At 62.3% G+C, this 21,895-nt stretch carries 24 protein-coding genes and 1 tRNA gene; 11 read left to right on the top strand and 14 right to left on the bottom strand.

What is annotated here, in order from left to right:
- Positions 1 to 25 precede the first annotated feature (25 nt).
- From AC3YOG_RS16265 to AC3YOG_RS16300, 8 genes are all read left to right on the top strand, one after another.
- Positions 26 to 697: an ABC transporter ATP-binding protein gene (locus AC3YOG_RS16265; protein WP_489935821.1), complete on the top strand. Its 672-nt coding sequence runs from the start codon at positions 26 to 28 to the stop codon at positions 695 to 697.
- Complete coding sequence (locus AC3YOG_RS16270; protein WP_489935822.1) at positions 697 to 1,560, top strand: branched-chain amino acid ABC transporter permease; 864 nt, start codon at positions 697 to 699, stop codon at positions 1,558 to 1,560. Before AC3YOG_RS16265 ends, AC3YOG_RS16270 begins: the two co-directional genes overlap by 1 nt.
- Entirely contained in the window at positions 1,557 to 2,543 is a 987-nt protein-coding gene (locus tag AC3YOG_RS16275) for a branched-chain amino acid ABC transporter permease (RefSeq protein ID WP_489935823.1), read from the top strand. The genes AC3YOG_RS16270 and AC3YOG_RS16275 overlap by 4 nt, the downstream gene beginning before the upstream one ends.
- A complete protein-coding gene (locus AC3YOG_RS16280) occupies positions 2,540 to 3,385 on the top strand; it encodes a polysaccharide deacetylase family protein (protein WP_489935824.1) in 846 nt (281 codons plus the stop codon). The genes AC3YOG_RS16275 and AC3YOG_RS16280 overlap by 4 nt, the downstream gene beginning before the upstream one ends.
- Positions 3,382 to 4,143 (top strand): SDR family NAD(P)-dependent oxidoreductase, encoded by a 762-nt coding sequence (locus AC3YOG_RS16285; RefSeq protein WP_489935825.1) that lies wholly within the window; start codon positions 3,382 to 3,384, stop codon positions 4,141 to 4,143. The genes AC3YOG_RS16280 and AC3YOG_RS16285 overlap by 4 nt, the downstream gene beginning before the upstream one ends.
- Positions 4,136 to 5,095 (top strand): serine hydrolase, encoded by a 960-nt coding sequence (locus tag AC3YOG_RS16290; protein ID WP_489935826.1) that lies wholly within the window; start codon positions 4,136 to 4,138, stop codon positions 5,093 to 5,095. The genes AC3YOG_RS16285 and AC3YOG_RS16290 overlap by 8 nt, the downstream gene beginning before the upstream one ends.
- Before the next feature lie 16 nt (positions 5,096 to 5,111).
- Positions 5,112 to 5,903 (top strand): DUF1028 domain-containing protein, encoded by a 792-nt coding sequence (locus AC3YOG_RS16295; RefSeq protein WP_489935827.1) that lies wholly within the window; start codon positions 5,112 to 5,114, stop codon positions 5,901 to 5,903.
- 63 nt (positions 5,904 to 5,966) lie between these two features.
- Positions 5,967 to 6,347, top strand: coding sequence for a RidA family protein (locus AC3YOG_RS16300; protein WP_489935828.1), 381 nt, complete (start codon positions 5,967 to 5,969; stop codon positions 6,345 to 6,347).
- 129 nt (positions 6,348 to 6,476) lie between these two features.
- Here the strand turns inward: AC3YOG_RS16300 and AC3YOG_RS16305 are convergent, their stop codons facing one another.
- From AC3YOG_RS16305 to AC3YOG_RS16340, 8 genes are all read right to left on the bottom strand, one after another.
- On the bottom strand, positions 6,477 to 6,614 hold the full coding sequence (locus AC3YOG_RS16305; RefSeq protein WP_489935829.1) for a hypothetical protein: 138 nt from the start codon (positions 6,612 to 6,614) through the stop codon (positions 6,477 to 6,479).
- A 542-nt stretch (positions 6,615 to 7,156) separates the two neighbouring features.
- On the bottom strand, positions 7,157 to 7,627 hold the full coding sequence (locus tag AC3YOG_RS16310; RefSeq protein ID WP_489935830.1) for a hypothetical protein: 471 nt from the start codon (positions 7,625 to 7,627) through the stop codon (positions 7,157 to 7,159).
- Between the two features lie 170 nt (positions 7,628 to 7,797).
- On the bottom strand, positions 7,798 to 8,157 hold the full coding sequence (locus AC3YOG_RS16315; RefSeq protein WP_489935831.1) for a plasmid recombination protein: 360 nt from the start codon (positions 8,155 to 8,157) through the stop codon (positions 7,798 to 7,800).
- A 317-nt stretch (positions 8,158 to 8,474) separates the two neighbouring features.
- Complete coding sequence (locus tag AC3YOG_RS16320) at positions 8,475 to 10,448, bottom strand: AAA family ATPase (RefSeq protein ID WP_489935832.1); 1,974 nt, start codon at positions 10,446 to 10,448, stop codon at positions 8,475 to 8,477.
- Between the two features lie 86 nt (positions 10,449 to 10,534).
- On the bottom strand, positions 10,535 to 10,858 hold the full coding sequence (locus AC3YOG_RS16325) for a DUF4357 domain-containing protein (protein ID WP_489935833.1): 324 nt from the start codon (positions 10,856 to 10,858) through the stop codon (positions 10,535 to 10,537).
- Entirely contained in the window at positions 10,858 to 11,808 is a 951-nt protein-coding gene (locus AC3YOG_RS16330) for a GIY-YIG nuclease family protein (RefSeq protein ID WP_489935834.1), read from the bottom strand. The genes AC3YOG_RS16325 and AC3YOG_RS16330 overlap by 1 nt, the downstream gene beginning before the upstream one ends.
- A 31-nt stretch (positions 11,809 to 11,839) precedes the next feature.
- The gene (locus tag AC3YOG_RS16335; protein ID WP_489935835.1) at positions 11,840 to 12,943 is read right to left on the bottom strand and encodes a DUF6538 domain-containing protein; all 1,104 of its coding nucleotides are present in this window, start codon (positions 12,941 to 12,943) and stop codon (positions 11,840 to 11,842) included.
- Positions 12,944 to 13,068: 125 nt separating this feature from the next.
- A tRNA-Ser gene (locus tag AC3YOG_RS16340) sits at positions 13,069 to 13,161 on the bottom strand.
- 202 nt (positions 13,162 to 13,363) lie between these two features.
- On the opposite strand from AC3YOG_RS16340, the gene AC3YOG_RS16345 reads away from it, so the two are divergent.
- On the top strand, positions 13,364 to 13,879 hold the full coding sequence (locus AC3YOG_RS16345) for a DUF2147 domain-containing protein (protein ID WP_489935836.1): 516 nt from the start codon (positions 13,364 to 13,366) through the stop codon (positions 13,877 to 13,879).
- Positions 13,880 to 13,885: 6 nt separating this feature from the next.
- On the opposite strand, the gene AC3YOG_RS16350 is transcribed toward AC3YOG_RS16345, so the two are convergent.
- Together AC3YOG_RS16350 and AC3YOG_RS16355 are read right to left on the bottom strand one after the other, a co-directional pair.
- Positions 13,886 to 14,590, bottom strand: a complete 705-nt coding sequence (locus tag AC3YOG_RS16350) for a glutathione S-transferase N-terminal domain-containing protein (protein ID WP_489935837.1) — start codon at positions 14,588 to 14,590, stop codon at positions 13,886 to 13,888.
- An 88-nt stretch (positions 14,591 to 14,678) separates the two neighbouring features.
- Positions 14,679 to 15,119 carry a glyoxalase superfamily protein gene (locus AC3YOG_RS16355; RefSeq protein ID WP_489890862.1) on the bottom strand — a complete coding sequence of 147 codons (441 nt, stop codon included), beginning with the start codon at positions 15,117 to 15,119 and terminating at the stop codon, positions 14,679 to 14,681.
- Between the two features lie 289 nt (positions 15,120 to 15,408).
- Here AC3YOG_RS16355 and AC3YOG_RS16360 point away from each other — a divergent pair, with 289 nt between their 5' ends.
- On the top strand, positions 15,409 to 16,173 hold the full coding sequence (locus tag AC3YOG_RS16360) for a sulfite exporter TauE/SafE family protein (RefSeq protein ID WP_489935838.1): 765 nt from the start codon (positions 15,409 to 15,411) through the stop codon (positions 16,171 to 16,173).
- Here the strand turns inward: AC3YOG_RS16360 and AC3YOG_RS16365 are convergent.
- From AC3YOG_RS16365 to AC3YOG_RS16380, 4 genes are all read right to left on the bottom strand, one after another.
- A complete protein-coding gene (locus AC3YOG_RS16365; protein ID WP_489935839.1) occupies positions 16,170 to 18,263 on the bottom strand; it encodes a molybdopterin-containing oxidoreductase family protein in 2,094 nt (697 codons plus the stop codon). The genes AC3YOG_RS16360 and AC3YOG_RS16365 overlap by 4 nt on opposite strands.
- A gap of 76 nt (positions 18,264 to 18,339) precedes the next feature.
- Positions 18,340 to 18,939 carry a hypothetical protein gene (locus AC3YOG_RS16370; RefSeq protein ID WP_489935840.1) on the bottom strand — a complete coding sequence of 200 codons (600 nt, stop codon included), beginning with the start codon at positions 18,937 to 18,939 and terminating at the stop codon, positions 18,340 to 18,342.
- 215 nt (positions 18,940 to 19,154) lie between these two features.
- The gene (gene sugE / locus AC3YOG_RS16375) at positions 19,155 to 19,469 is read right to left on the bottom strand and encodes a quaternary ammonium compound efflux SMR transporter SugE (protein ID WP_127754313.1); all 315 of its coding nucleotides are present in this window, start codon (positions 19,467 to 19,469) and stop codon (positions 19,155 to 19,157) included.
- 107 nt (positions 19,470 to 19,576) lie between these two features.
- Entirely contained in the window at positions 19,577 to 21,154 is a 1,578-nt protein-coding gene (locus AC3YOG_RS16380) for an MDR family MFS transporter (RefSeq protein ID WP_489935841.1), read from the bottom strand.
- Positions 21,155 to 21,287: 133 nt separating this feature from the next.
- Here AC3YOG_RS16380 and AC3YOG_RS16385 point away from each other — a divergent pair, with 133 nt between their 5' ends.
- On the top strand, positions 21,288 to 21,884 hold the full coding sequence (locus AC3YOG_RS16385; protein ID WP_489935842.1) for a MarR family winged helix-turn-helix transcriptional regulator: 597 nt from the start codon (positions 21,288 to 21,290) through the stop codon (positions 21,882 to 21,884).
- Positions 21,885 to 21,895: the final 11 nt, after the last annotated feature.

The following is a 21,895-nucleotide window of genomic DNA, read 5'->3' on the forward strand; positions in this document are numbered from 1 at the left end:
CCAGGTAACTGGTGGCTATGGACGCGTGCAGATCCTCAAGGGGATTTCTTTTTCGACCGGTTCGGAAGGCGCGCTGGGGATGTTCGGCCCAAACGGGCACGGCAAGAGCACGCTGCTCAAGACACTTTCGGGCCTGCTTCGTCCCACCGGCGGAAAGATGGATTTCGACGGGCTCGATCTGACGCGGGCCGCTCCCCACAAGATCGTCGAAGCAGGGCTGATCCACGTGCCACAGGGCAATGTACTTTTTCCCCGCATGTCGGTGGCCGAAGCGTTGACCCTTGGTGCCTATTCGCGCCGGGCGTGGAGCAAACGACACGCGACGCTTGAGCAGGTGTTTGCCCTCTTTCCTCGACTGGCGGAACGGCGAAACCAAAGCTGCCAGACGCTTTCGGGCGGCGAGCGGCAGATGGCGTCCATTGGCGTTGGCTTGATGGGTCAACCGAGCCTTCTGATCCTTGACGAACCTACACTGGGCCTTGCCCCTAAAATCCGCAAGGAGCTCGCGACCAAGATCAAGGACATATCGCGTACTGGCGTCAAACTCATCGTTATAGATCAAGACGTGGACCTGCTGCTCGGCATTTGCGACCGCCTGCTGCTGATAGAAAGCGGCAGGGTTGAGCTGGATATTACCGACAAGAGCACCCTGGACCACCAGCAGGTCGTGGAACGCTATTTCGGAGGAACGCACTGATGGGCGCGGTCATTGTTGCAGGTTTGGTTTCAGGGTCGATCTACGCTCTGATGGCGAGCGGATTGTCGTTGGTCTGGGGCGCGCTTGGCGTCTTCAATTTCGCCCACGGCACGCTGCTGATGATGGGCGCATTCGTTGCCTGGTACGTCTCCGCACCCGATGGTCTGGGGCTTGGCCTGCTCGCCGGCTTGCTCAGTTCCGTGGTGTTCATGGCCCTCTTCGGGGCCCTGCTATACGCCGTGCTTGTCCGGCCCTGGCTGGCGTCGCCAAACGCAGAACTGACGGTCATCATGACCACAATTGCGGGCGCAATGTTTCTCGAGAACGGTGCGTTGATGCTGTTCGGCGGGCGGCTCAAGGTGCTCGATCAGTTCGCCCAGGGCAGTTTTGTTGTTCTTGGTGCGGGGATGAGCGCACAGAACCTCGTCGTCATCGTGCTGGCGCCGCTGATCCTGATTGCCTTGGCGGTGTTCCTCAAAACCAGCAAACATGGCTTGGCCATCCGGGCAATCGCCCAGAACCGAGAGTCCGCGCGCCTTCTCGGCATTCGTGTCGAGCGCATGTATCTGATGACCTTTGCCTTGAGCGCAGTGCTCGCGGGACTGGCGGGCATCATGATCGGCGGGCTGTTCAACGTCAGCCCGGCGATGGGCACCGCCCCCCTGTTGCGGGCGTTCCTCGTTGTCGTCTTCGGCGGCCTGGGGAGCCTTCCTGGCACCATTCTGGCGGCATATCTCATCGGGCTGATCGAAGCCCTTAGTTCGTACTATGTAGGCATCTATTGGACGCCCGTCGTCCTGTTCAGTGTCCTTATTCTGACACTGCTGTTCCGCCCACAGGGCCTCATGGGAAAACCATCATGACCATTTCCAGCCGACGCTCGTCCATCGCGTGGACCATCGTGGCAGCGCTTTTCTTGGCGGTCGTGCCCGCCTTGGTCGGAGATGCCGTTCTGCGAAATCTGCTGGTGCTGGGAGCATTGTTTGCCGTCGTCGCATCCAACTGGGACCTGACGATCGGTTATGCAGGCGTTTTCAACTTTGCCCATGTCGCCTTTTTCGGCATCGCCGGCTATGTCAGCGCCATCTTGACCATTCACTACGGCATCAACAGCTGGATCGCCCTGGTGGGGGCAGTTGTAGCGGTGTGCGTGCTGGCCGGTGTGATCGGCTTTCTCGCGCTGCGTCTGCGGGGCATCTATGTTGCGCTGGTCACCTTCGCGTTCATGCAACTGTGCGTCGCCCTCATCATCAGCCAGCGCTGGCTGACTGGCGGGGCGGTCGGTCTGGTGGGGGTGCCGAGCCTTTCGGTGGGCGGGATTGATCTCACGGGCGATCCGCGCAATTCCCTTTACCTGGTCCTGGCCTTGCTGCTGGTCTCGACCCTGGTGTTGCGTGCCATCGTTGGCTCGAGCTTTGGGCTGAGCCTTGTCGCACTCCGGGACAATGAAAATTATGCAGTCAGCCGTGGCATTTCCGTGCGGCGCCAGCACATCTTGGCCCTGATCGTCAGCTCGATCTTTCCCGCCATAGCTGGATCGATCTACGCCCACTACATGATCGTTGCCTCTCCGGACGTCTTCTCGTTCTCCCTGACGACCCTGATCCTGTCGATGACCATCCTCGGCGGCACCGGCACGATTTTCGGGCCGATACTGGGAGCGTTCATCATCACCTGGGGCACCGAACAAATGGCTGACCTCGGCAGCACGCGTTTCATGGTGGTTGCCGTACTGATCGTGCTCACCCTGCGTTTTCTTCCAGGAGGCCTCGCTTCCCTGGGCGAACGCGTGACCCAGATGGTGCGCCCCTCAACAAACCGAGCAAGCAAGGAGCAAGCACAATGAGGTCCCCCGTTACCTGGCCTCAGGGCAAATCCGCTGCAGCATCTCTCTCGTTCGACTTCGATGCCGAGACCGTCTGGGTTGGCTTCGACCCGGACAACGCCCGTCGACCAGGTGTACTCTCCATCGGCCACTATGGTGCCCGGGTGGGCTTGCCCCTGGTCCTCGACGTGCTCCACCGCCAAGAGGTGAAGGCAACCTTCTTTGTGGTTGGCCAGAATGTCGAACGATATCCTGAGCTCATCCAGCGCCTCGTCGATGAGGGCCATGAAATCGGTGTGCACGGCTACACCCATACCGCGCCCCAGTCACTTGATCGCGCCGGGGAAGAAGCGGAACTGGTCCGCACGATCGAGTTGTTAGGCAAAATCGGAGTCCGCCCCACGGGTTATCGCTCTCCTTCCTGGGATGTATCGCCCCACACGCTGGACCTGCTGGTAGCCCATGGGCTGAGCTATTCCAGCCAGTTCATGGCCGATTTTCAACCCTATTGGCACAAGGGCCATGACTTGCTGGAACTGCCTATTCAATGGCTGCTCGACGACTGGCCCTTCTTTGCCTTCGGGCGAGGCGAAATGGCGCGTCCGATGATGGATCCCACAGCGGTTCAGTCCATCTGGATGCAGGAATATGAAGGTATTCGGGCGTTGGGCGGCCACTGCATTATTACCATGCATCCGCAGGTGATCGGCCGGCCAAGCCGGGTGGCAATGCTGGAACGCATGATCGAGGAGATGCGGCAGCACACTGGTGTGTGGCTGGCCCCATGCGGTGAAATCGCCGCCCATTGCCGAACACATCTGGACCGTTCGCAGTCTGTTACTTTGCAAGGATTCACCCCATGAGCCGATTTGCCAAACAGACCGCCATCGTCACCGGCGCTGCGGGAGGCATTGGCGTTGCCGTGGTCGACCGGCTGATTGCCGATGGCGCAATGGTCATCGGTCTCGACAACGACGCGGCAGGCCTTGAGGCGCTGGTCAGCCGTCACACCGGGCGCTTCCGGGCGCAGCAATGCGATCTGGCAAGCGTCAGCATCATCCGTGACGCCATGGCGAGCGCGCTTGCGTCGGCCAACACGATCCCGACCGTGCTGGTCAATGCTGTGGGCGTTTATGCCCTCAATCCTGCCCTCGAGGTGGACGCCCTTGACTGGGACTTCAACCAGCACGTTAATCTGCGTTCCGGCTTTTTTGTCGCCCAAGCCCTGATCGCCCGGCGGAAGGCCGCCGCTTCCACCTCACCACTGGCAATCGTCAATGTTTCCTCCACCGGTGCGATGCGGATGGGAACGGGGGATGCGGCGCTGTCCTACAGCGCGAGCAAAGCCGGGCTTTTGGGCCTGACCGTCGGCATGGCGGCAGAATGGGCCCGCGATGGCGTACGCGTCAACACCGTCATCCCTGGGGTGATCGATACCAAAATGCTCCGCATCATGGATGATCCGGTTGCGGGCCAGCAATGGCTGGATGCGCGCGTTCCCATGCAGCGCCTGGGCACGCCAAGCGAAGTGGCTGGCGTGATCTGCTTTCTGGCTTCGGCCGAAGCCAGCTATGTCACGGGGGCCTCGCTCGTAGTCGATGGGGGCTATCTCTGTGTCTGACCGGAGCCCCTTTGCCGATCTTCAATGGGCCATCGAACGGGACGCCGCCGGGATTGCCGCGCAATGGTCGATCTGCGTCGATTTCGTGACCCTGGGTCAGAGCATCGGGATCAACGCGGAGCGGAAACAGGACACGATGAGCCTGATCAAGCTGGCGATCCTTGTCAGCGTGGTGCGCGCAGCCGAACGCGGCGACGTCGACCTGGATACCCGCTGGACCCTGCAGGAGGACGATCGCCGGCTCGGAACCAGCCTGATCAGCCTGCTTGATGCCGGATTAACGCTGACGCTGAGCGACGCAGTCAAGCTCATGATCGTCGTCAGTGACAATGCGGCTACCGACATTTGCCTTCGTGCGATCGGTGGGCCGGACGCCGTTACGCGGGAAATGGCCGCGCTCGCCATTCAGGGCGTCGAAATAACAGGAGACGCACTCGCCTGGTTCTCCGCGCTCGTGAGTTCGATCAATCCGCAGGCCAAAGACTTCAGCCCATCCGACCTTTATCATCGCGGCTACCCGCCACTCGACCACATCACCTATTTCGATCAGCGAAAGGCGTACCATTTCGAAGGTGGGCAACCATTCAGCCTCGCATCGGCTCGCGGCCTGGTCGATCTGCTTGGGACAATCTACCGCAACGGGGCGGCGTCCGCGCAAGGGTGTGCATTCATGCGGGGCGTTTTGCGTGCTCAGCAGATGCAGACTATGCTGCCTCGATATGCCTCCGGGATGGTTTGCGAACACAAGACCGCAAACTTCTTCCCGTTTATCGCCTCAGACGCTGGCATATTCACGGCAGCAAATGGACATGTGGCCATCATGGCGGTCATGACGCAGCGCTATAGCGGGCACCGTGACCAGATCGAGGATGTGATCGCACAGATCGGCCAGCGCGTGTTTACAGTTCTTCAAACCCAAGCCGCTACGGCGCCCTCCCCCAAGCCTGCGTAAGCGTGGGAGATAGTTGATGACGTATTCCATTGTCGCTCGCGACCCACAGACCGGCTTTTTTGGCATTGCCGTTGCCAGCCGCTTCTTTGCGGTGGGTGCGTTAGTCCCTCACATCAAGGCGGGTGTCGGCGCCGTTGCTACACAGGCCACTGTGAACCCGCTCTATGGCATTGACGGCTTGCGTTTGCTGGAAGCCGGCAACTCTGCCGATGCCGTGACCGAATTGCTGGTGGCCCCCGATATCCGCCGTGATCAACGTCAGTTCCATATTATCGATGCGCAGGGACGCAACTCGGCCTACACAGGGGCAAGCTGCATCGGCTGGGCCGGGCACCTAGTTGCAAGGAACGTCTCGGTGGCCGGAAACATGCTGACCGGGCCGCAAGTAGTTGCCGAAGCGCTCACAACTTATGAGGCCAGCGCCGGTCAGCCGATGATTGTCCGACTGCTCGGGGCGTTGCAGGCTGGGGAAGATGCGGGTGGCGACAAGCGCGGCAAGCAGTCAGCGGCCCTCCTGGTGTTTCGGGACCAGGAGTACCCTTACCTCGATATCAGGGTGGACGATCACGCAGACCCCATACGCGAGCTGCGCCGCCTCTATGCCGTAGCGCAGGAACGCTATCTGTTCCTGGTCGAGACTTTGGCTACCCGGGTCAGTGCTCGAGGGACAATGAGCCGACGCGAAGTGGATCAACGAATTGCCGCTTTGGATGCTGAACGCTTTTCTAACGGCCTGAGTTCTTCCTCTCTGTCGGGCTCCTTTTCCCGATACGGCCAGCAAGCGGGCAACTCAAGCCCGCTGCAATAGTCAGATGGGGCAACCGCCTCATGCACATACCCGGTCATTCCTCGTAAACTTACGGACAAAACCATGCAGATAAGTACTCCCAATGCGCCGGCCGCCATCGGACCATACAGCCAGGCTCGCCGCCACGGTGATCTGCTTTTCATCTCTGGTCAGCTACCAATCGATCCCGCCACCGGTGAAATGCCCGCGAACCCTGAGGATCAAATGCGACAGGTGCTCAAGAACATCGAGGCAATCGTCGTTTCTGCCGGAGGCAAGATGGAAAGCATTCTCAAAACCACAGTGCTCGTTACCGACCTTTCAATCTTCAGCCGCCTGAACGAAATTTATGGGAAAGCATTCATGGAGCCATATCCTGCTCGTGCGACTTATCAAGTCGCGGCCCTGCCCATGGGAGCACAAGTAGAAATCGAGGCCGTAGCGGTGCTCGGTCACATTCGATAGGTAACCCGAAGTTTTCAACACCAGGTTTCTGACAGCGCTTCTTCTTGGCTTCAAAGGGCACACATAGCCCAGTGCCGCCGGGGATTGTGGAACGCTAAACCTGATCGGACGCGTCCGCGCAGCGTCCCCCTACAGGTTGATCGTTTTCGCCGGCTGACGCTGGTATTGCCCCATCGTATGTTTGCGGTGGTCGAGGAGCATACTTAAGTTCTGAACGCCATTGAACGGCGCGACGGTGATGCTGCAGCGCAAGCGATGCCGGGTCATCTGGACTCGGTATTGCCGGCTATATGGAGCAAATGCAAAACGCATCAGCACCCGGCAAAGTAACGCCCCTGTAAGCGCAGCGGTTCAACGATAACGGCCATGGTACCCAACGTTTGTCCATCAGGTAGCTACTGACCGCTTCCGTGGCCAATCCGTCGACGGGGTTGCGTCACGGTGCCTTTGGGGTGGAGGCTGTGGGAAAACTCCGCAGAGAAAACGCCCGTTAGAATTCCAGTAGCAATTCGAGATCTTCGGCGGCAATTCAAACTGGTGTTCATGCACACATAGGCATTGAACATCTGCTTCACTTACTTCTCTCCGACCCGAACTGATAGCCTCCGACGCCATTATGACCACATGGCACCGCGTGCGCGGAATGTCCGCTGTCGCAGGCACACCGACGAAAGCTGCTATTCCGCTCCCGGCCCCTTCAAGGGGGCTCACCATGCCATCATCAACTGAAGCGCGAAGCTACCTGGGGGTGGCGATTTGGTGTTGGATCAATCAGCATCCAAACTAGATTAGCGAAGGAGGCGCCGCAGCTATTTCGGACTCGGCCTGTCCGGAGTCTCGATCGCGTCGAGGTCGCGTGTCAGTTGATCGACGCCCTGCTCCCATCGGCTGAAGACCTCGGCTTTTGCGGCCATGACCCGCGTGATCTCCGCATCGGGATCGTACGCAGCCAGAGCTTCGGCCGTCCGCTGGACGAACGCACGCGCCTTCACGGCTTGTAGCAGGATCCTAGTGGCTTGTCGGGCCTTCTCGTTCGCGACAGTCGTATACTGGGCGGCCTGCGCCAGTTCCACCTCCACCTGAGCCAGCCGATCCGCGAGTTCGGCCTCACGCTCCTGCGCCTGGCGCAATGCCAGGGCACGCGCCTCGTCCTCCTGGCGGCGCTTACGAGCATATTGATTGTGACTGAGATGGGTGCGGCCGGTGACGGCTTTTCGAATACCACGCGAGAGGCCCAAGGGTGCCATCTTGTCGGCGTACCAATCCTGCAGCGCGATCATCTTGTTTCGCGCCTCCTGCTTTGTATCGCCACCGAAAACCTTGCGGTAGCTGACCACGGTGGTCTGGGTGTGCCGGGTCGCTTGGTGTAGACAGGCACGACGCAGATGGCCATGTGAGGGCTGCCTTCATCAAGGTCGAGACGTCCGGCAACGACCGCCTCGCCAAAGCGCTAGTAGAACGCCGCCATCGTCGCGTCGGCCCAGGCCATGACACGTTCCATGTCGAAATAAGCATCCTCGTCACCTAAAGGGTCGAAATACACCGGCGAGGCCCCGACAAAAAATTCGGCGGCCAGGGGGGCACCCTTACGGCATTGAGCGCCCAGGCGTCTGATGGCGCAAGCGACACCTTCGGCCCAATCGACGGGCCCAACGACCGGCCCCGCGCCCCAGTGTCGGTTAAAGGGAGTACGGTCGGGGTCGAAATGTTGGCCGCTATCCTGCCGGCGCCCATGCCGGGTCGCCGCATCGAGATCTCCGCGGGTCTTCAGCCTCTGCACGCGTAGGATCGCGAAGGTCTTCCCGGTCATCATTGAACTCCAGTTTCCTGAAGCACTTTGACCGGAACCTAAGCAAGCAACAAATCTGCCGCCGCAAAATCAGAGAACCCACTTCCGGCTTTTTGGAAAACCGGGCAGCAACCTACTTCCGCTCTTCTTCGCGAAAGTTGGCCATTGGATAACTCGTTGCGAGCTCATATCGCGAGCTGCCCTACTGCGCTGCGGCGTCCGGGCACGATCTCAAACGGCTTCTTACCCGGGGCGTGCGAGTACAGATCCGGCGGACAGGCACAGGCTCACAGCATAGTCCCAGGCGTGGGTCGCGATGCGAACTTGGTTGGCCTGCATCAGCGGAGCCTACCTGAATGGGCCGGTGTGTCCGGGCCAAAATCGGCATTCGAGAGCTCCACAGGTTCGAATGGATCGGCCGTTTCGGTCCCGAGAATCTCGGCGAGGCGCTCGCCGGCGACCACGCGTTCGACGAGCAGGGCTTCGATAAGCCTGCCGATATCATCGCGGCGGCGGTCAACGATCTCGGTGGCCCGCGCCAGCAGTCGGTCAGTCTCGGCACCGATGAGGCTCCAGAACGTGCAGCCCTGATAGTGTCGCAGGTCGGTGTTGCTCGCCATGGTCAGCGAACCATAGAGCCCGAACTCGAGCATGGCCGCGCGCAGCAAAGCATTGACGTTCTCCAGGTCATGGGCAGCGCCAGCATGGGCACCATCGCCCAGCAGCATGTCCGCTGCGCGCCCGGCCAGCATCATCGTGCCAGTCCGTTCGACCCCATCCCGGGTCAAAAGCAGATCGTCCGGTCGTGTATTGACCCAACCGCCAACAGCACCAGCGCCAATGATCGAGATCTCCAACACCGACAGGCCAAGCTCGTGAGCGACGATGGCATGTCCAGCCTCATGCAGGGCAATGGCGCGGTCCATGCAAGCGGAACGCTGACCCGGAGGCGCGATCAGGTCGACAAGATCGCGCAATACCAGACCGCGGTTCTGGGCTTTGGCCGTTGCCAAGGCGGCAGCGCACCAGCTTTCGATCTGGGCCGGGGTGGCCCCGGGCGAGAGGCGAGCAAGGGTGCCGATGCCCTTGGCCGCGATGCGGTCCGCAAGGACTTTGCTGAACATGGTGCGCCGCTCGTCCTCATCGGGCAGCAGCACGCTAACGCGGCGCTCGAGGCGCCCAGGGCGAGTGAGCGCGGCATCGACGTGACCGACGTAATTGGTGGCGGCCACAAGCAGCACCGGCTGGCCGGACTTGCGCACGCGGTCGATTTCGGTGAGCACGAAGGTGATGACCGGCGTCCACCACGAGGCATCGCCGCGATCCATGGTCGCCCTGTTGGGCAGGGCATCGAGTTCGTCGATTAGGCCGACCACCGGTCCTTTGGCAAGAGCAAGCTCGTTGAAGAATTTTCTCGCGGCGCGGATGACGTCACCCAAGTGGCCACCGGATTCGGCGAACCAGGTCCCCACCGAGGTGGAAACGAAACTCCAACCGGCCGAATGCGCCACCGACGCGATAACGGTGGTCTTGCCGGTGCCCGGCGGCCCCTCGAGACAAGCATGGCGCAGGGCGGCAGCGTCAAGCTCGTTGTTGGCGACCTTGTCCATCAGATTGAGGGTGTCGTATGCCCAGTCCGCAACGACTCTGGTCAGGGCGAGCTCTTCGAGTGGAACGGCGCTACTGGCGTCCGACGATGCCTGCCGCGCAGCAGCAGCAGCGCGGCGCAGGTTCGCGAGGCATTCCTGCGGCGAGAGGTTCGGACGGATCGCAGTGGTGAAATCGGCAATCCCCAGGCCATCAATATCAGCCTCGGCGAGGCCACGGATCACCTTGCCAGTGACCAGACGCATGGTTTTGCGGATGACGGCCAGGTCAGGCGCGTGAACCTCAATGACCACATCAGCACCGGTCAAAGCTTCCGGGACCAGATATCGCTCTGGATCCTGCGAAATCAGGATTACGGCGCGGCCATACTCGAGGCTGGCCAGTTCGGCGCTGCCACGCGGCTCGAGCTTGCCGCCGCTCTTGTGCAGTTCGGTAAAGGCTTCCACCGTCCGGCCTTGCCGCACTCCGCTCAAATAACGATCGAACAGCTTGGCCGTGGCACTATCCGCAGTCTTGATAAGGATCAGGCGCGACGGCGCGGCCATGAGGCGGCGCTGGCGCGGCGTCAGGGCGGCGTCGAGCATGGTCTGTGCCAGGGCGTCGCTGCTGCGTACGATAGGTCTGGGTTCGGAGGCGCTGTCGGCGGGCGGCGCTTCGTCGTCATCGACATTGGCGGCAAGGTTGGCGAGGTCACGCAGGGACATGAAAATACTCCGGGGCGGCGGTCAAAGGCACGCGCGCCACATGATGAAGGTGGATGAAGGAAGGTGCGATGCGGGACGTGGCGGCGCTAGCGTGTCGGCAGCGTCAGCTCCGCGTCGGCGTCCGCCTCGATTGGCATCCAGGCGGCACGCCCAAAACCCTTAGACCCGGAGACGAAGTGGCTGACTGCGCTGCCCGAGGAGAACACGAGATCGCGTTTCACTACGTAGCAGGAGCCATCGGCAGCGGGCTCCAGCAGCCCGGAATGCAGCCAGGCGGCGCGCTGGAACGAGGCAGTGCAATTGGCCGAGGCGACGGTGTCGCGGCGCACGTCCGAGCCGCGCAGCAGCAACCAGGAACCGTCCTTGCACTCGGCCGCCAGGGCGATGAGACCATGGAAGTTGAGCTCCATCACTCGACCATCGGGCAGGTCATCAATGCGACGAGGGGCGCCGAGCCGGCCCGGCTCGTCCGCGGCCCGGCAATGGTCCCGCGCGCCGAACCCCCAAGGAACATGAGGCCCGCCTGGCGCAGGGCCAGCGCCACCTGACCGGCGAACAGGGACAGCTGGTCGTAGCGCCCCGGTTCGACCAACGCGCCGTCGGGCAGGCTGTTGACGAGCGAAAGATCAGCATCGCCGGTCACGCGGGCCCAGAGGATACGCTCGAGGGCCTTGCCGTCGTCCTCGCTCAGCCGGTTATCGGCATCGGCAATGGCGATAATGCGATCCGGCGTCCCGTCCGGCATCTGCCGTCCGGCGGCAATGCGGGCCCCGACGTTGGAGCCGTAGCCGACATAGACGTCGTGGCCGCGCAGCAGGATGTAGACCCCGGGGCGCTGCAGTTGAGCGGCGCGTCCAAAATCGGCACGGTGGGTGCCGGGGCCAACGAGGACCTGCGCCTGCAACGGACTGGCCGGTACCGTCTTCAGAACATCCGGCAGGGCGCTCGTCATGTTGACCGTGAACGCGCCGGTGCTGATGTCGGGTACGGCATTTGCGGCAAGGGTGTCCGGATGGTCGGTGGCGGCGCAACCATACCCACCTTCGCCATCGCAACGGACAACGATGCTGTTGGCATCGATAGTGCCCGGCGTGATCACCTTGAGAACGTTGCCCGCGATCAGGGCAAAGGCCGCGCCGACCGGGTCCGCATGCCCGGGCAGTTCGGCAATGATGTCGCCGATGCTGGCCGAGCCGGTGGCGTCCACCACCGAGAGGATCTGCACCTGCAGGCTGGGCGTCAGCAGCGGATGCGTGACAAGCCCTGGATGCACTGGGCAGCCGTCCGCCGGCACGTGGCTGTCGATGATGGGGGAATGGGGGTTGCGTGCCGCGCGGCCGCTAGAAGTGGCTTTAGCCATGGTCGTACTGCCTCCAGCAGTATGTCTGTGGTCAGGTGATGGCGGTGATTTCCTCGGACGAGAACGGCACCCGGCTCTTGCCCTTAGAAGCGCGCTTCTTTTCCGGGATGACCAGAGGCGGCGCCTGCCAGGCAAAGAAACGGCGGGTGTTGCCATGGCGGACCAAACGGGTAACCGCACCCAGATAGTTGGAATTGAGCGTCGTAGCCGACAATTTGGGATAGTCCGCGCCCTCCGCCTGCTTCCGGCGAGTAAAAGCGACGAGATTGTCGGGACTGGCCCGACCACGCATATGGGGGATTTCCTGGACGAATTCGTACAGCTGATCCCAAAGCGGCAAGGGTATGTCCATCACCGCCAGGGTCTTTACCTGCGGACACAGGTCCTCGAACAGCTTGACCGCGCGCTCGATGTTGGAGCGGTTGTCCGACCCCGTTTCCTTGCCGGTGCGACCAAAATAGTCATGCATCAGACCGCGCAGGGTGTGAACCGTCGATGCACCACCCGGGCCGGGCTCCATCCGGGCCGGTTGGGCCAACGGCGCAGCAGGGGGCGTCTTGCGCGGCGTATCCCCCGTGGGAGGGGAAAGCTGCGAAGCGAGCGACGGCTGGCTCGCGGGAGCGCCAAGTGCCTCCAGAACCGCGTCAAACCCCGAAAGGTCGAACTGCCGCGGCTTCGGTTTGGGGGCGTCCCTGTCCTCGATTGGCCGGCTCTCGTAGTCGGCCTCGCCTTGCACGGTGGCGTGGTTGAAAAATACCAGCTCTCGGTAGAGCGCATCCAGATGCTCGCCCAGCCCAAGGTTCTTGCGGGCCTCTCGAATGATCTTGGCGCCCACATTTCCAAGCGCACGGCGGCGCGCCAGATCGGCTCCGGTCATGGCCTCGGGCAGCAGCAATTGCTCATCTACCAGCCGCCGCGTCAGATGCTTGAGCGCGTCCTCCGGCGCCATGCGCAACAGCTCTTCGAACACCGCCATGGCCTCCAGACCCCATTTGAGCGCCAGCGCCCGATCCTTGGTTCGTAGCGAAAAGCGCACAACGTCGCCCTCTACGCGCCCTTTCCAGGCACGCGGGATTCGTTTGCGCACATAATAAACCGCCCCGACCTTTTCCACATAGGCGCATTTGGCCGCCATGGTCTTCTCCGTCTCGAGCTACGCGAGACCGGAGACGGCGGAACGACACGTGCATCATGCATGTGTACTAATCCCGAAGATTCTCCGGGAGTCTACGTCATTGAAGACAGTGAATTTCGGAAAACTGGCGGAGAGGAAGGGATTCGAACCCTCGAGACAGTTCATCACCATCTGCGCCCTTAGCAGGGGCGTGCCTTCGACCACTCGGCCACCTCTCCGGCAGGGCTCGTCTAGCTTGAGGGAGCGGTGCTGGCAAGGGGTTTCTGGCGAACTGGCGTGTTCTTCCCACAACATCGGCGCCACCGCGTGCTCCGCCGCTTGAGATCGCCGCTGGTATGACTTGGTGAAGCCGCAAATACGGGTTATTTCTTCGCCCTGCCATACAGCCAATTTGTTGTTGGCGGCAGCAGTGGAGGGGGCATGATGCGCGGCAGCGTCTTACCGAGGTTAGCAACCGTCCTTGTTGGCACGGCCCTTCTTGGGGCGACAGCCAGCGCGGCCCAGGCTCAGGCCATGCTGGAAGGCACCTGGCGCACGGTGCTGGAATCGGAGATCACCATCACCCCATGCCCCGAGGGTTATTGCGGCGTATTGAGCAAGATCGTGGTGCCTGAGGGCAAGCTCAGCGCCGAAGAGACGCGCGCGGCCGCGGCGATTGGGCCGGAGGACTTCGTGGATGCGCGCAACAAGGAGCCAGAACTGCGCAACCGCCCGATGCTGGGGCTGCAGATCCTCACCTTGCGACCCAGCGACAAGCCTGCCGTTTTTGACGGCAGCATCTATAACCCCGAGGACGGCAACACCTATTCGGGCTATGTGCAGGTCACCGGGCCGGACGCGCTGCGCCTCAATGGCTGCGTGCTGTTCAACGTTATCTGCCGCGGCGAGGAGTGGGTCCGCGTTCCCTCCGAGGAGTTGGCCGGGGCGGTGCCGTAAGCGAGCCTAGCGCGCCCGCTGGTTGAACAGCATGGCCTGGGCGGCCTTGTCATTGCTGAGATCGGCACTGGGCAGGTCCTTGCCCACTTCGAGGCCCCGCTTGACCGCGGGCCGGGCATTGCAGCGCTCGATCCAGGCTTTGACATTGGGGAACTCGTTGATGTCCATGCCCTGCCGCTCCCAGAGCTGCGCCCAGCCGATGCAGGCGATATCAGCGATGGAATACTCGCCGGCAATATGGTCCTGACCTTCGAGCTGCTTGTTGAGCACGCCATAAAGGCGGTGCGTCTCATCAACATAGCGCTTGGTGGCATAGGGGATGCGCTCGGGCGCATAAAGGGCGAAGTGGTGGTTCTGCCCCAGCATCGGGCCAAAGCCGCCGACCTGCCAGAACAGCCATTCATCCACCTTGACCTGGGCCCGCATGTCCTGGGGATAGAACTGCCCGAATTTGAGGCCGAGATATTTGAGGATCGCGCCCGATTCAAAGATCGAGATCGGCTCACCCCCGGGCCCCTCAGGATCGATGATGGCCGGGATCTTGTTGTTGGGCGAGATCGACAGGAACTCGGGCTTGAACTGATCGCCCTTGCCGATATCGATGCGATGATAGGTATAGGGGACGCCCAGTTCTTCCAGCATGATGGCGGCCTTCTGGCCGTTGGGGGTCGGCAGCGAATAAAGCTCGATCGGCTTGGTCTGGGTGGTCATGGCGCGTTCCGCTATATTTGGGGTACAGTAGTTTATCGGCATTTGCCGATGAATGGCAAGGCGAGGCAGCTGCGCGAGCCGCCTCCTTTCAGAGTGGCTGGACGCGCAGCTGGGGCTCGCCATTGCCGAGCCGCGCCGGCGACACACCCCGGATATCGATGGTCGCATTGACCCGCTGCCGGAACGCCGAGAACAGTTCGGAGCTCACCACATCCACCGGCTGGTCGAACTTCACCGTGATGTCGTAGTGGCTCATGTCGGCACGGATCCTGACGCCCAGCACCAGCCCGGTGAAGCTTTGCCCCAGATAGGTGCCGCGCACGCGCTGGCCCACCTGAAGAGGGCTGGCAATCCGCTCGGGCAGCATGGCGCAGGCCGTGTTCCAATCGCGAAAGCCATGGGTCCGGGCGACCGCTTCCAGGGCCGCGCCGTGGGTTAAGCTCTCGCCCGCGGCCTGCCGGCTGGTGCGCAACTCTCGTGCTTCGGCCTTGAGCGTCTGGATCGAAGGGGTATCAAGGGAATAAGTCATGGTGCTTCTCACATCCGTGAGGCTTAGTTCCATGGGGCTCGCCTTGCCATGAAGCGCCTCGCTGGGGAGAGACAACATGGGGGATAGCAAAGGCTGTCTTCACCATCGGGCGGACCCGGCGAGCGGCAGGCGACAGCAACCATTGCCTGCATGCGCGCTTCCCTATGGAAAGTCAAGCGGAGCTAGGTTTTCGCGCCTTGGTGGTAACAATAGGTTTGGCCTTCGCGTGCCCAATTGGTTAGCTGAGGCAGTTCCTCTGCTTCACTTTGCGCCCAGAAAGCCCCTCGACATGACTGAAATGCTACTGCTGATCGCCGGTTTGCTCGGCGGTGCAGTGAACTCGCTTGCAGGAGGAGGCTCGTTTATCGTGTTTCCGGCGCTGTTGTTTGCCGGCGTGCCGCCGGTGATCGCCAATGCTTCCAACACCTATGCTGCTCTGCCCGGCTATCTGAGCGGCGCCTTTGGCTATCGCCAAGCCATGGCGCGCTATCGCAACAAGCTGGTGTTTTATACCGTCGTGGCACTGGTGTTCGGCTATGTCGGGGCCGAGCTGCTGCTGGTGGTGTCCGACGAGCAGTTTGCGCTGGTCGTGCCGTGGCTGATGCTGTTTGCGGTGCTGTTGTTTGCCTTTGGCAACCAGCTCAATGCGCTGGTGGCGGCGCGGGGCGGCAGCGGGCGCGGCATGCGGCTGGTCGGTAGCGTGCTGCTGACGGCGTTTCTTGGCGCCGTGTGCGTTTATGGCGGCTTTTTCAATGCCGGCCTCGGCATCCTGCTGCTGGCGTTCCTCGCCGTCGCGGGGCTCGACGACATCCATGCCATGAATGGGCTCAAGCTCTGGATCTCGGCCGTGGTGGCGCTGGTCGCCGTGGTGCGTTTTGCCTTCAACGGCTCAATCGACTGGTATCACGGCTCCATTGCGCTGGTGGGCGTCACCATTGGCGGCTACCTGGCGGCCCGCAATGCCCATCGGGTGCCCCGGGCGGCCTTGCGCCTCGCGATCATCCTTTATGGGGTGGCGATGACCGCCTACTTCTTCTGGGGCGCCTATGCCTAATCGGCGCGACGTACCCAAACGGCGGCATCGTGGAAGGCGGCGCCGCCAAAGGGAGGCGCCGGCCGTGCATCGGTCAGGGTATTGATGCCCCGGCCCTCGCGGTGCGCCTTGTTGGGATGCAGCCCTTCGGCGATCACGACGCCACTGGGCAGGCCCAGGCGCAGGCGGGCGGTCAGATGCACTTCGCCCCGGCGATTGCCGACCAGAACCGCATCACCCTCGCCAATGCCGAGCGGAGCGGCGTCAGCGGGATGGATAAACAGCGACGGCGGGCCTTCACGGCGCTGGCTGCCCGGCGTTTCGTTGAAGGTCGAATTAAGAAAGGTGCGCGCCGGACTGGTGGCCAGCCGGAACGGATGCTCGCTGTCGGTGCGCTCGGTGATGTCCCAATGGTCGGCAAAGCGGGGCATTGCGGCGGGATCGCAGGTCCAGAAATAGCCCTTCTTGTCGGCTACGGCCTGCCAGTCCGGTGCAAAGCGGAAGCGCTTGTCGGGCCAGGCAAAGCCTTGGGCATAGCGCGCTTCGGCATCGGGGCGTTCGCGATCCACAAAGCCGAGGTGCTCGATGGCATCGAGTTCGCCATATCCTGAGCGGCGGAATGTTTCGGCCACGACCTCGCGGTCGGTGCTGGTGAACGAGGGGTCATCGAGCCCGAGGCGCAGCGCAAGGGCATTGATCACCTCGTGATTAGACCGGCATTCGCCGGGCCGCTCGACCAGCGCGGGCCCATAGAGCACGCGGGTATGCCCCCCGCGGGTGTAATAATCGTTGTGCTCGAGAAACATGGTCGCGGGCAGGACGATATCGGCGAGCTCAGCCGTTTCGGTCATGAACTGCTCGTGCACGACGAGGAACAGGTCTTCGCGCGCGAGACCCGCCCGGGCTAGGGTCTGATTGGGCGCGACCGAGGCCGGATTGGTGTTCTGCACGATAATGGCCCTGACCGGCCCGCCGCCCTTGAGCGCGGTTGCGTCACCCGTGAGGATCGGCCCGATCTCGCTCATGTCGAGCCAGCGCGGATCGCCCTTTTGCAAATGGCTGCCGACCAGGCGCGATTTATCAAGCTGCCAAGTGCCCGAATTGGAATGGAACGCCCCACCGCCGCGATGCTGCCAGGCGCCGGTCATGGCCGGGATGCAAAGGGCGGCATGCATGGCGGTGGCACCATTGCGCTGGCGGGTGAAACCATAGCCCAGGCGGAAATAGGACCGCTTGGTCGTCCCCACGAGATGGGCGAAGCGCTCGATCTCGTCGACCGACAGCCCAGTGATCTCGGCGGCCCATTGCGGGGTCTTGGTGGAGAGATGCGCTTCGAATTCGGGACTGAAATCGGTGTATTCAGCCATATAGGTCCGGTCGGCGAGGCCATCGCGGAGCAGCACATGCATGACGCCGAGGGCGAGCGCGCCATCGGTGCCGGGCCGCAGCATCAGACCCAGGTCGGCCTTGTCCATGGTCGCCGTCTGGTAGATGTCGACAACGACAATGGTGGCGCCACGCTCCTTGCGGGCGCGCATGGCGTGGGTCATCACATTGACCTGGGTATGCACCGCATTGGTGCCCCAGATCACGACGCAATCGCTTTCTGCCATCTGTTCGGGATTGACGCCGCCCAGCATGCCAGTGCCGGCGATATAGCCGGGCCAGGCCGTGCCGGTGCAGATCGTGTCGTACTGGCGCGAATAGCCCTTGGCGGCGCGCAGGCGGTCGATGCCATCGCGCTGCACATGGCCCATCGTGCCGGCATAATAGTAGGGCCAGATGCTTTCGGCGCCCCATTCGGCCTCGATGGCGCTGAAGCGGGCGGCAATTTCGTCGAGGGCCTCGTCCCAGCTGATCGGCGCCCATTGGCCCCCGCCCTTGGGCCCGACCCGCCGCAGCGGCTGGGTAAGGCGATCTGGGTGGTGGACCCGCTCGCTATAGCGGCTGACCTTTTCGCAGATGACGCCGGCGGTATAGGGGTCGTCCTGGGCGCCGCGCACGCGACCGATCCGGCCAGGGCCCAGCAATTCCACGTCGAGCGCGCAGGCCGATGGGCAATCATGGGGGCAGACGGTGCGGGCAATGCGCGGCAGAAAGGGCTGGTTCATGGCTGGCTCGGCGTTCACGGCAAACTAGCCGAGCCGATGGGGCCTGACCAGCGCTGACATTGCCCACTTCGCCCGCTTAAAGGGTGGCGAAGGCCTTGGTTGCGGTTTCGCTATTGCGGCGGGCGCGATTGCTGGCATGGCGGGCCAATTGCGCGGCACCCGAATGAAACTGAGAAAAGGTGATGCTCTGCCGATCGGCGGTGGCGATGGTGATGCCGCGCCAATTCGGCTGCACCGAGCGCACATCGGACCAGGCAATGGTGGTTTCCCGGCCGAAAGCCGAGCGATGCTCGAGGCGCGAATTGTTCCAGCGCAGCTTGGTGAAGAGCCCGCCAATGCCGATGCCAAAGGCCCCTGCCCCCAGCAATACCGAGGCCGAAAAGGCTGCGATCATCTGGGTGGGGTTAACGGCCTTGGTGCTGCCGATCACGATCACGGCCGACATCAGAACGACCGAAAGAGCAGCCGCGCCATAGCAGGCGAAATATTCCACCATGGCGGGGCGCAGCTCGGACCAGCCATCGACCTCGAGGGCTTCCTCGTCCTGCAACAGGCGAAGGGCCAGGAACGCAGCATAGCCGAAAGCGACGACGCCGGCGGCGCGGGCCAGCGGCAGGGCGGCGGTAGCGGGAATGTGCTTGAGCACCAGAAGGAAAATAATAACGACAAGTGGCACAGCCACTTCCTGCCAGCGCAAGGGCACAATTGCTCTCCAAAATCTGCGTCGCCAAACAGCGGCGGCGAACGAGTCTGAAACTAGCAAGTCACGCGCGCAAGACCATTAACAAAGTCGCGATTCTAAAAGGTTCCATCGCGACAAAGATATTTTTACCACAATGGAAATAGGCCGTTACGCGCGCCAAGCACGCGAGAACAGCCCAGAATTGCGCGTCACGTCAATAGCTTAAGACCGGCGATGCCCGCGATGATGAGCCCGATGCAGCCCAGCCGCGCGGCAGTGGCGGGGTCACCGAACAGCACCATGCCAAGGATCACCGTGCCAACCGTGCCGATTCCGGTCCAGATAGCATAACCTGTACCCACTGGCAGATCACGCAGCGCGAGGCCCAAGAGCAGAACACTCGCGACCATGGCCGCGACGGTGAGGGTGGTAGGGACAACGCGGGTGAAGCCTTCCGAGTACTTAAGGCCAACGGCCCAGCCGACTTCCAAAAGACCAGCGATAAACAGATAAAACCAGGCCAAGGATTACTCCTGCGCTTGGCGGGTCGTCCCGGCCATAAAACGGGAAAGGCGCGAGGGTCGTCCCTCACGCCGTCTATTTAGTTCACACGCGCGCCGGTGGGAAGCCCCTAGTCGGTCGGTGTAGATGGCGCACCCACCGCTGCACTGCTTGCGTCGCCCTCGGCCTTGAGTTCTGCCTCCCCTTCTCGCCGCAGCGTACTGGCAAGCGGAAGCTCCTCAAGCAGGAAATTGAGCGCAAAAGCGAGCAAGGAAGCACCTGCGGCCGTAAAGAACACCGGATGGAGTGCACTGGCGAATCCCTCAAGCACCTGCTGGCGCACCTCAGGCGGCAGTGCTGCCACAGCTTGGGCATTGAAGGCTGAAGTGCCGCCGCCTTCGGGCAAGGCGTCACCCAACTCACGCGCAAGATTGCTCGCAAAGATGGCCCCGAAGACAGAAACCCCGATGGAGCCCCCGATCTGGCGGAACAGGGTGGCGCCGGCCGTCGCCACGCCCACTAGGTGCTGGGGCGAGGCGTTCTGGATTGCGGTGACGGCAACGCTGTTCACGGGACCGATGCCCACGCCAACGATGAGCATGAAAACGGCGATCTGCCAGTCGGGCGTGTCGAGGCTCATGCCGGCCAGCAGCAGCAGGCCCAAGGTCAGGAGGGCGGTCGAGATCATGGGCAGGATCTTGTAGCGACCGGTTCGGCTCATGAAAAAACCGGCGAGCGTCGAGGCGCTGATCAGGCCAATCATCATCGGTACCAACTGCATGGCGGAGGCAGTGGGGCTGGTGCCGCGGGCCGTCTGGAGGAACAGCGGCAGGAAAGTGATGGAGCCGAACATCGCCATGCCGACAAGGAACGAGACGCTGTTGGAGACGAGAAAGGTGTTGTTGCGGAAGAGGCTAAGCGGCAGCACCGGCTCGGCAGCGCGCTGTTCATTGAAGACGAAAGCGACGAGCAGTACCAGGGCCGCAACGAGGAGGCCCATAATCTGGACGGAGAACCAGGGGAAGGTCGTACCCCCCAGGCTCGTTGCCAGCACAAAGGAGGAGAGACCGGCGCTCAGGAGAATAAAGCCGGCAAAATCAATCTTGTGGGAAACGCGATCGGCGCGGGGTTTCAGGGCCACGGCGATCACGCCAAGGGCGAGGAGGCCCAGCGGCAGGTTGATGAGGAAGATCCAGCGCCAGCTCAGATGCTCGACGATGAAGCCGCCCAGGAGCGGGCCGAGCACGGTGGACACCCCGAAAACCGCGCCAAAAATGCCCTGGATCTTGCCGCGCTGGCGGGGCGGAATGACGTCGGCGACCACCGCCATGGCGACGACCATGAGGCCGCCGCCGCCCAATCCCTGGATGGCGCGGGCGATGATGAGGAAGGTCATGGAGGAGGCCATGGCCGAGAGCGCGGCGCCGCCAAGGAAGATAAGTATCGCTATCTGCAGGACTATTTTACGGCCGAAGAGATCGCCGAGCTTGCCATAGATGGGGGCGACGACGGTGGAGGAGAGGAGATAGGCGATTACCACCCAAGTGAGGTGATCAAGCCCGCCAAGCTCGCCCACAATGGTGGGAAGAGCTGTGGAAACAATGGTTTGGCCCAAAGAAGCCAGCAGGAGCGTAACGGCCACTGCGCCGATAATCACGCGAACCGACTGTGGTTCCGGCTCGCCGGGGGCTGAAGAAGTGGGAAACATGAACGCATCCTGAACGGATTCTGAACGGGCAGAGCACCGCCCTTGCGAGGGGGCGCCGGCCACGTTATATCTGCTTCTAGCATATGCATGTCAACAGCACGCAATTGCGGCACATGCAGTTATGAGGCGTAAGTTGGCCCCCGAGACTCCCAATGATCAGGTCGATCTTTTGTTGCAGAAAGCAGGGCTCTCGCACGAAACTGTCACTGCGGCGCTGAGCATCGATGCGGTGCTGCAGAACTGGCGGCGGCGGGTGGCCAAGCGCGAACTGGGACACCGGGCGCTGGCCGATCTCAAGATCGGGCTCGATCTCGCTCAACTCGATGTGCTGGTCGCCATCGATGCGCCGGTCAGCGAGTTCGGAGCGGTGACGGCGGGCGAAACCATGGTGGCAACCGTGGCCGAACGGCTGGGGATCGACCCCTCACGCGCTAGCAGGATCGTGGGGGACATGGTGGACAAGGGCTATGCGAGGCGGGCGGTAAGCCAAGCCGATGCGCGGCGCTCGATCATCGAGCTGACCGATGCGGGCCGGGCCGTGCTCGACGCCGTGCGCGCCTATAAATTCCTGATCCTCGGGGATTTCCTCAGCGGTTGGTCGAGCGAGGAGCTCGAAACCTTCCTCCCCCTCCTGCAGCGCTTCGGGCGCTGGTCCGAGCACACGGAATCGGGAGCGGAAAAGTTCCGCGGGCAGATCGAAGCGCTGGCGGCAGGATTGCCCCGGACGTAAGCCGCCCGGGC

The organism is Devosia sp. Z6_126, from assembly GCF_058133495.1.

What these genes read in the sequence shown, in the direction of transcription:
- AC3YOG_RS16320 (WP_489935832.1), bottom strand. Translation starts at nt 10,448, where the DNA reads ATGTCCCTGCGTGACCTCGCCAACCTTGCCGCCAATGTCGATGACGAC.
- AC3YOG_RS16280 (WP_489935824.1), top strand. Translation starts at nt 2,540, where the DNA reads ATGAGGTCCCCCGTTACCTGGCCTCAGGGCAAATCCGCTGCAGCATCT.
- AC3YOG_RS16305 (WP_489935829.1), bottom strand. Translation starts at nt 6,614, where the DNA reads ATGACCCGGCATCGCTTGCGCTGCAGCATCACCGTCGCGCCGTTCAAT.
- AC3YOG_RS16300 (WP_489935828.1), top strand. Translation starts at nt 5,967, where the DNA reads ATGCAGATAAGTACTCCCAATGCGCCGGCCGCCATCGGACCATACAGC.
- AC3YOG_RS16310 (WP_489935830.1), bottom strand. Translation starts at nt 7,627, where the DNA reads ATGATCGCGCTGCAGGATTGGTACGCCGACAAGATGGCACCCTTGGGC.
- AC3YOG_RS16295 (WP_489935827.1), top strand. Translation starts at nt 5,112, where the DNA reads ATGACGTATTCCATTGTCGCTCGCGACCCACAGACCGGCTTTTTTGGC.
- AC3YOG_RS16350 (WP_489935837.1), bottom strand. Translation starts at nt 14,590, where the DNA reads ATGACCACCCAGACCAAGCCGATCGAGCTTTATTCGCTGCCGACCCCC.
- AC3YOG_RS16315 (WP_489935831.1), bottom strand. Translation starts at nt 8,157, where the DNA reads ATGACCGGGAAGACCTTCGCGATCCTACGCGTGCAGAGGCTGAAGACC.
- AC3YOG_RS16380 (WP_489935841.1), bottom strand. Translation starts at nt 21,154, where the DNA reads ATGTTTCCCACTTCTTCAGCCCCCGGCGAGCCGGAACCACAGTCGGTT.
- AC3YOG_RS16365 (WP_489935839.1), bottom strand. Translation starts at nt 18,263, where the DNA reads ATGAACCAGCCCTTTCTGCCGCGCATTGCCCGCACCGTCTGCCCCCAT.
- AC3YOG_RS16355 (WP_489890862.1), bottom strand. Translation starts at nt 15,119, where the DNA reads ATGACTTATTCCCTTGATACCCCTTCGATCCAGACGCTCAAGGCCGAA.
- AC3YOG_RS16285 (WP_489935825.1), top strand. Translation starts at nt 3,382, where the DNA reads ATGAGCCGATTTGCCAAACAGACCGCCATCGTCACCGGCGCTGCGGGA.
- AC3YOG_RS16325 (WP_489935833.1), bottom strand. Translation starts at nt 10,858, where the DNA reads ATGGAGCTCAACTTCCATGGTCTCATCGCCCTGGCGGCCGAGTGCAAG.
- AC3YOG_RS16275 (WP_489935823.1), top strand. Translation starts at nt 1,557, where the DNA reads ATGACCATTTCCAGCCGACGCTCGTCCATCGCGTGGACCATCGTGGCA.
- AC3YOG_RS16270 (WP_489935822.1), top strand. Translation starts at nt 697, where the DNA reads ATGGGCGCGGTCATTGTTGCAGGTTTGGTTTCAGGGTCGATCTACGCT.
- AC3YOG_RS16360 (WP_489935838.1), top strand. Translation starts at nt 15,409, where the DNA reads ATGACTGAAATGCTACTGCTGATCGCCGGTTTGCTCGGCGGTGCAGTG.
- AC3YOG_RS16330 (WP_489935834.1), bottom strand. Translation starts at nt 11,808, where the DNA reads ATGGCTAAAGCCACTTCTAGCGGCCGCGCGGCACGCAACCCCCATTCC.
- AC3YOG_RS16335 (WP_489935835.1), bottom strand. Translation starts at nt 12,943, where the DNA reads ATGGCGGCCAAATGCGCCTATGTGGAAAAGGTCGGGGCGGTTTATTAT.
- AC3YOG_RS16345 (WP_489935836.1), top strand. Translation starts at nt 13,364, where the DNA reads ATGATGCGCGGCAGCGTCTTACCGAGGTTAGCAACCGTCCTTGTTGGC.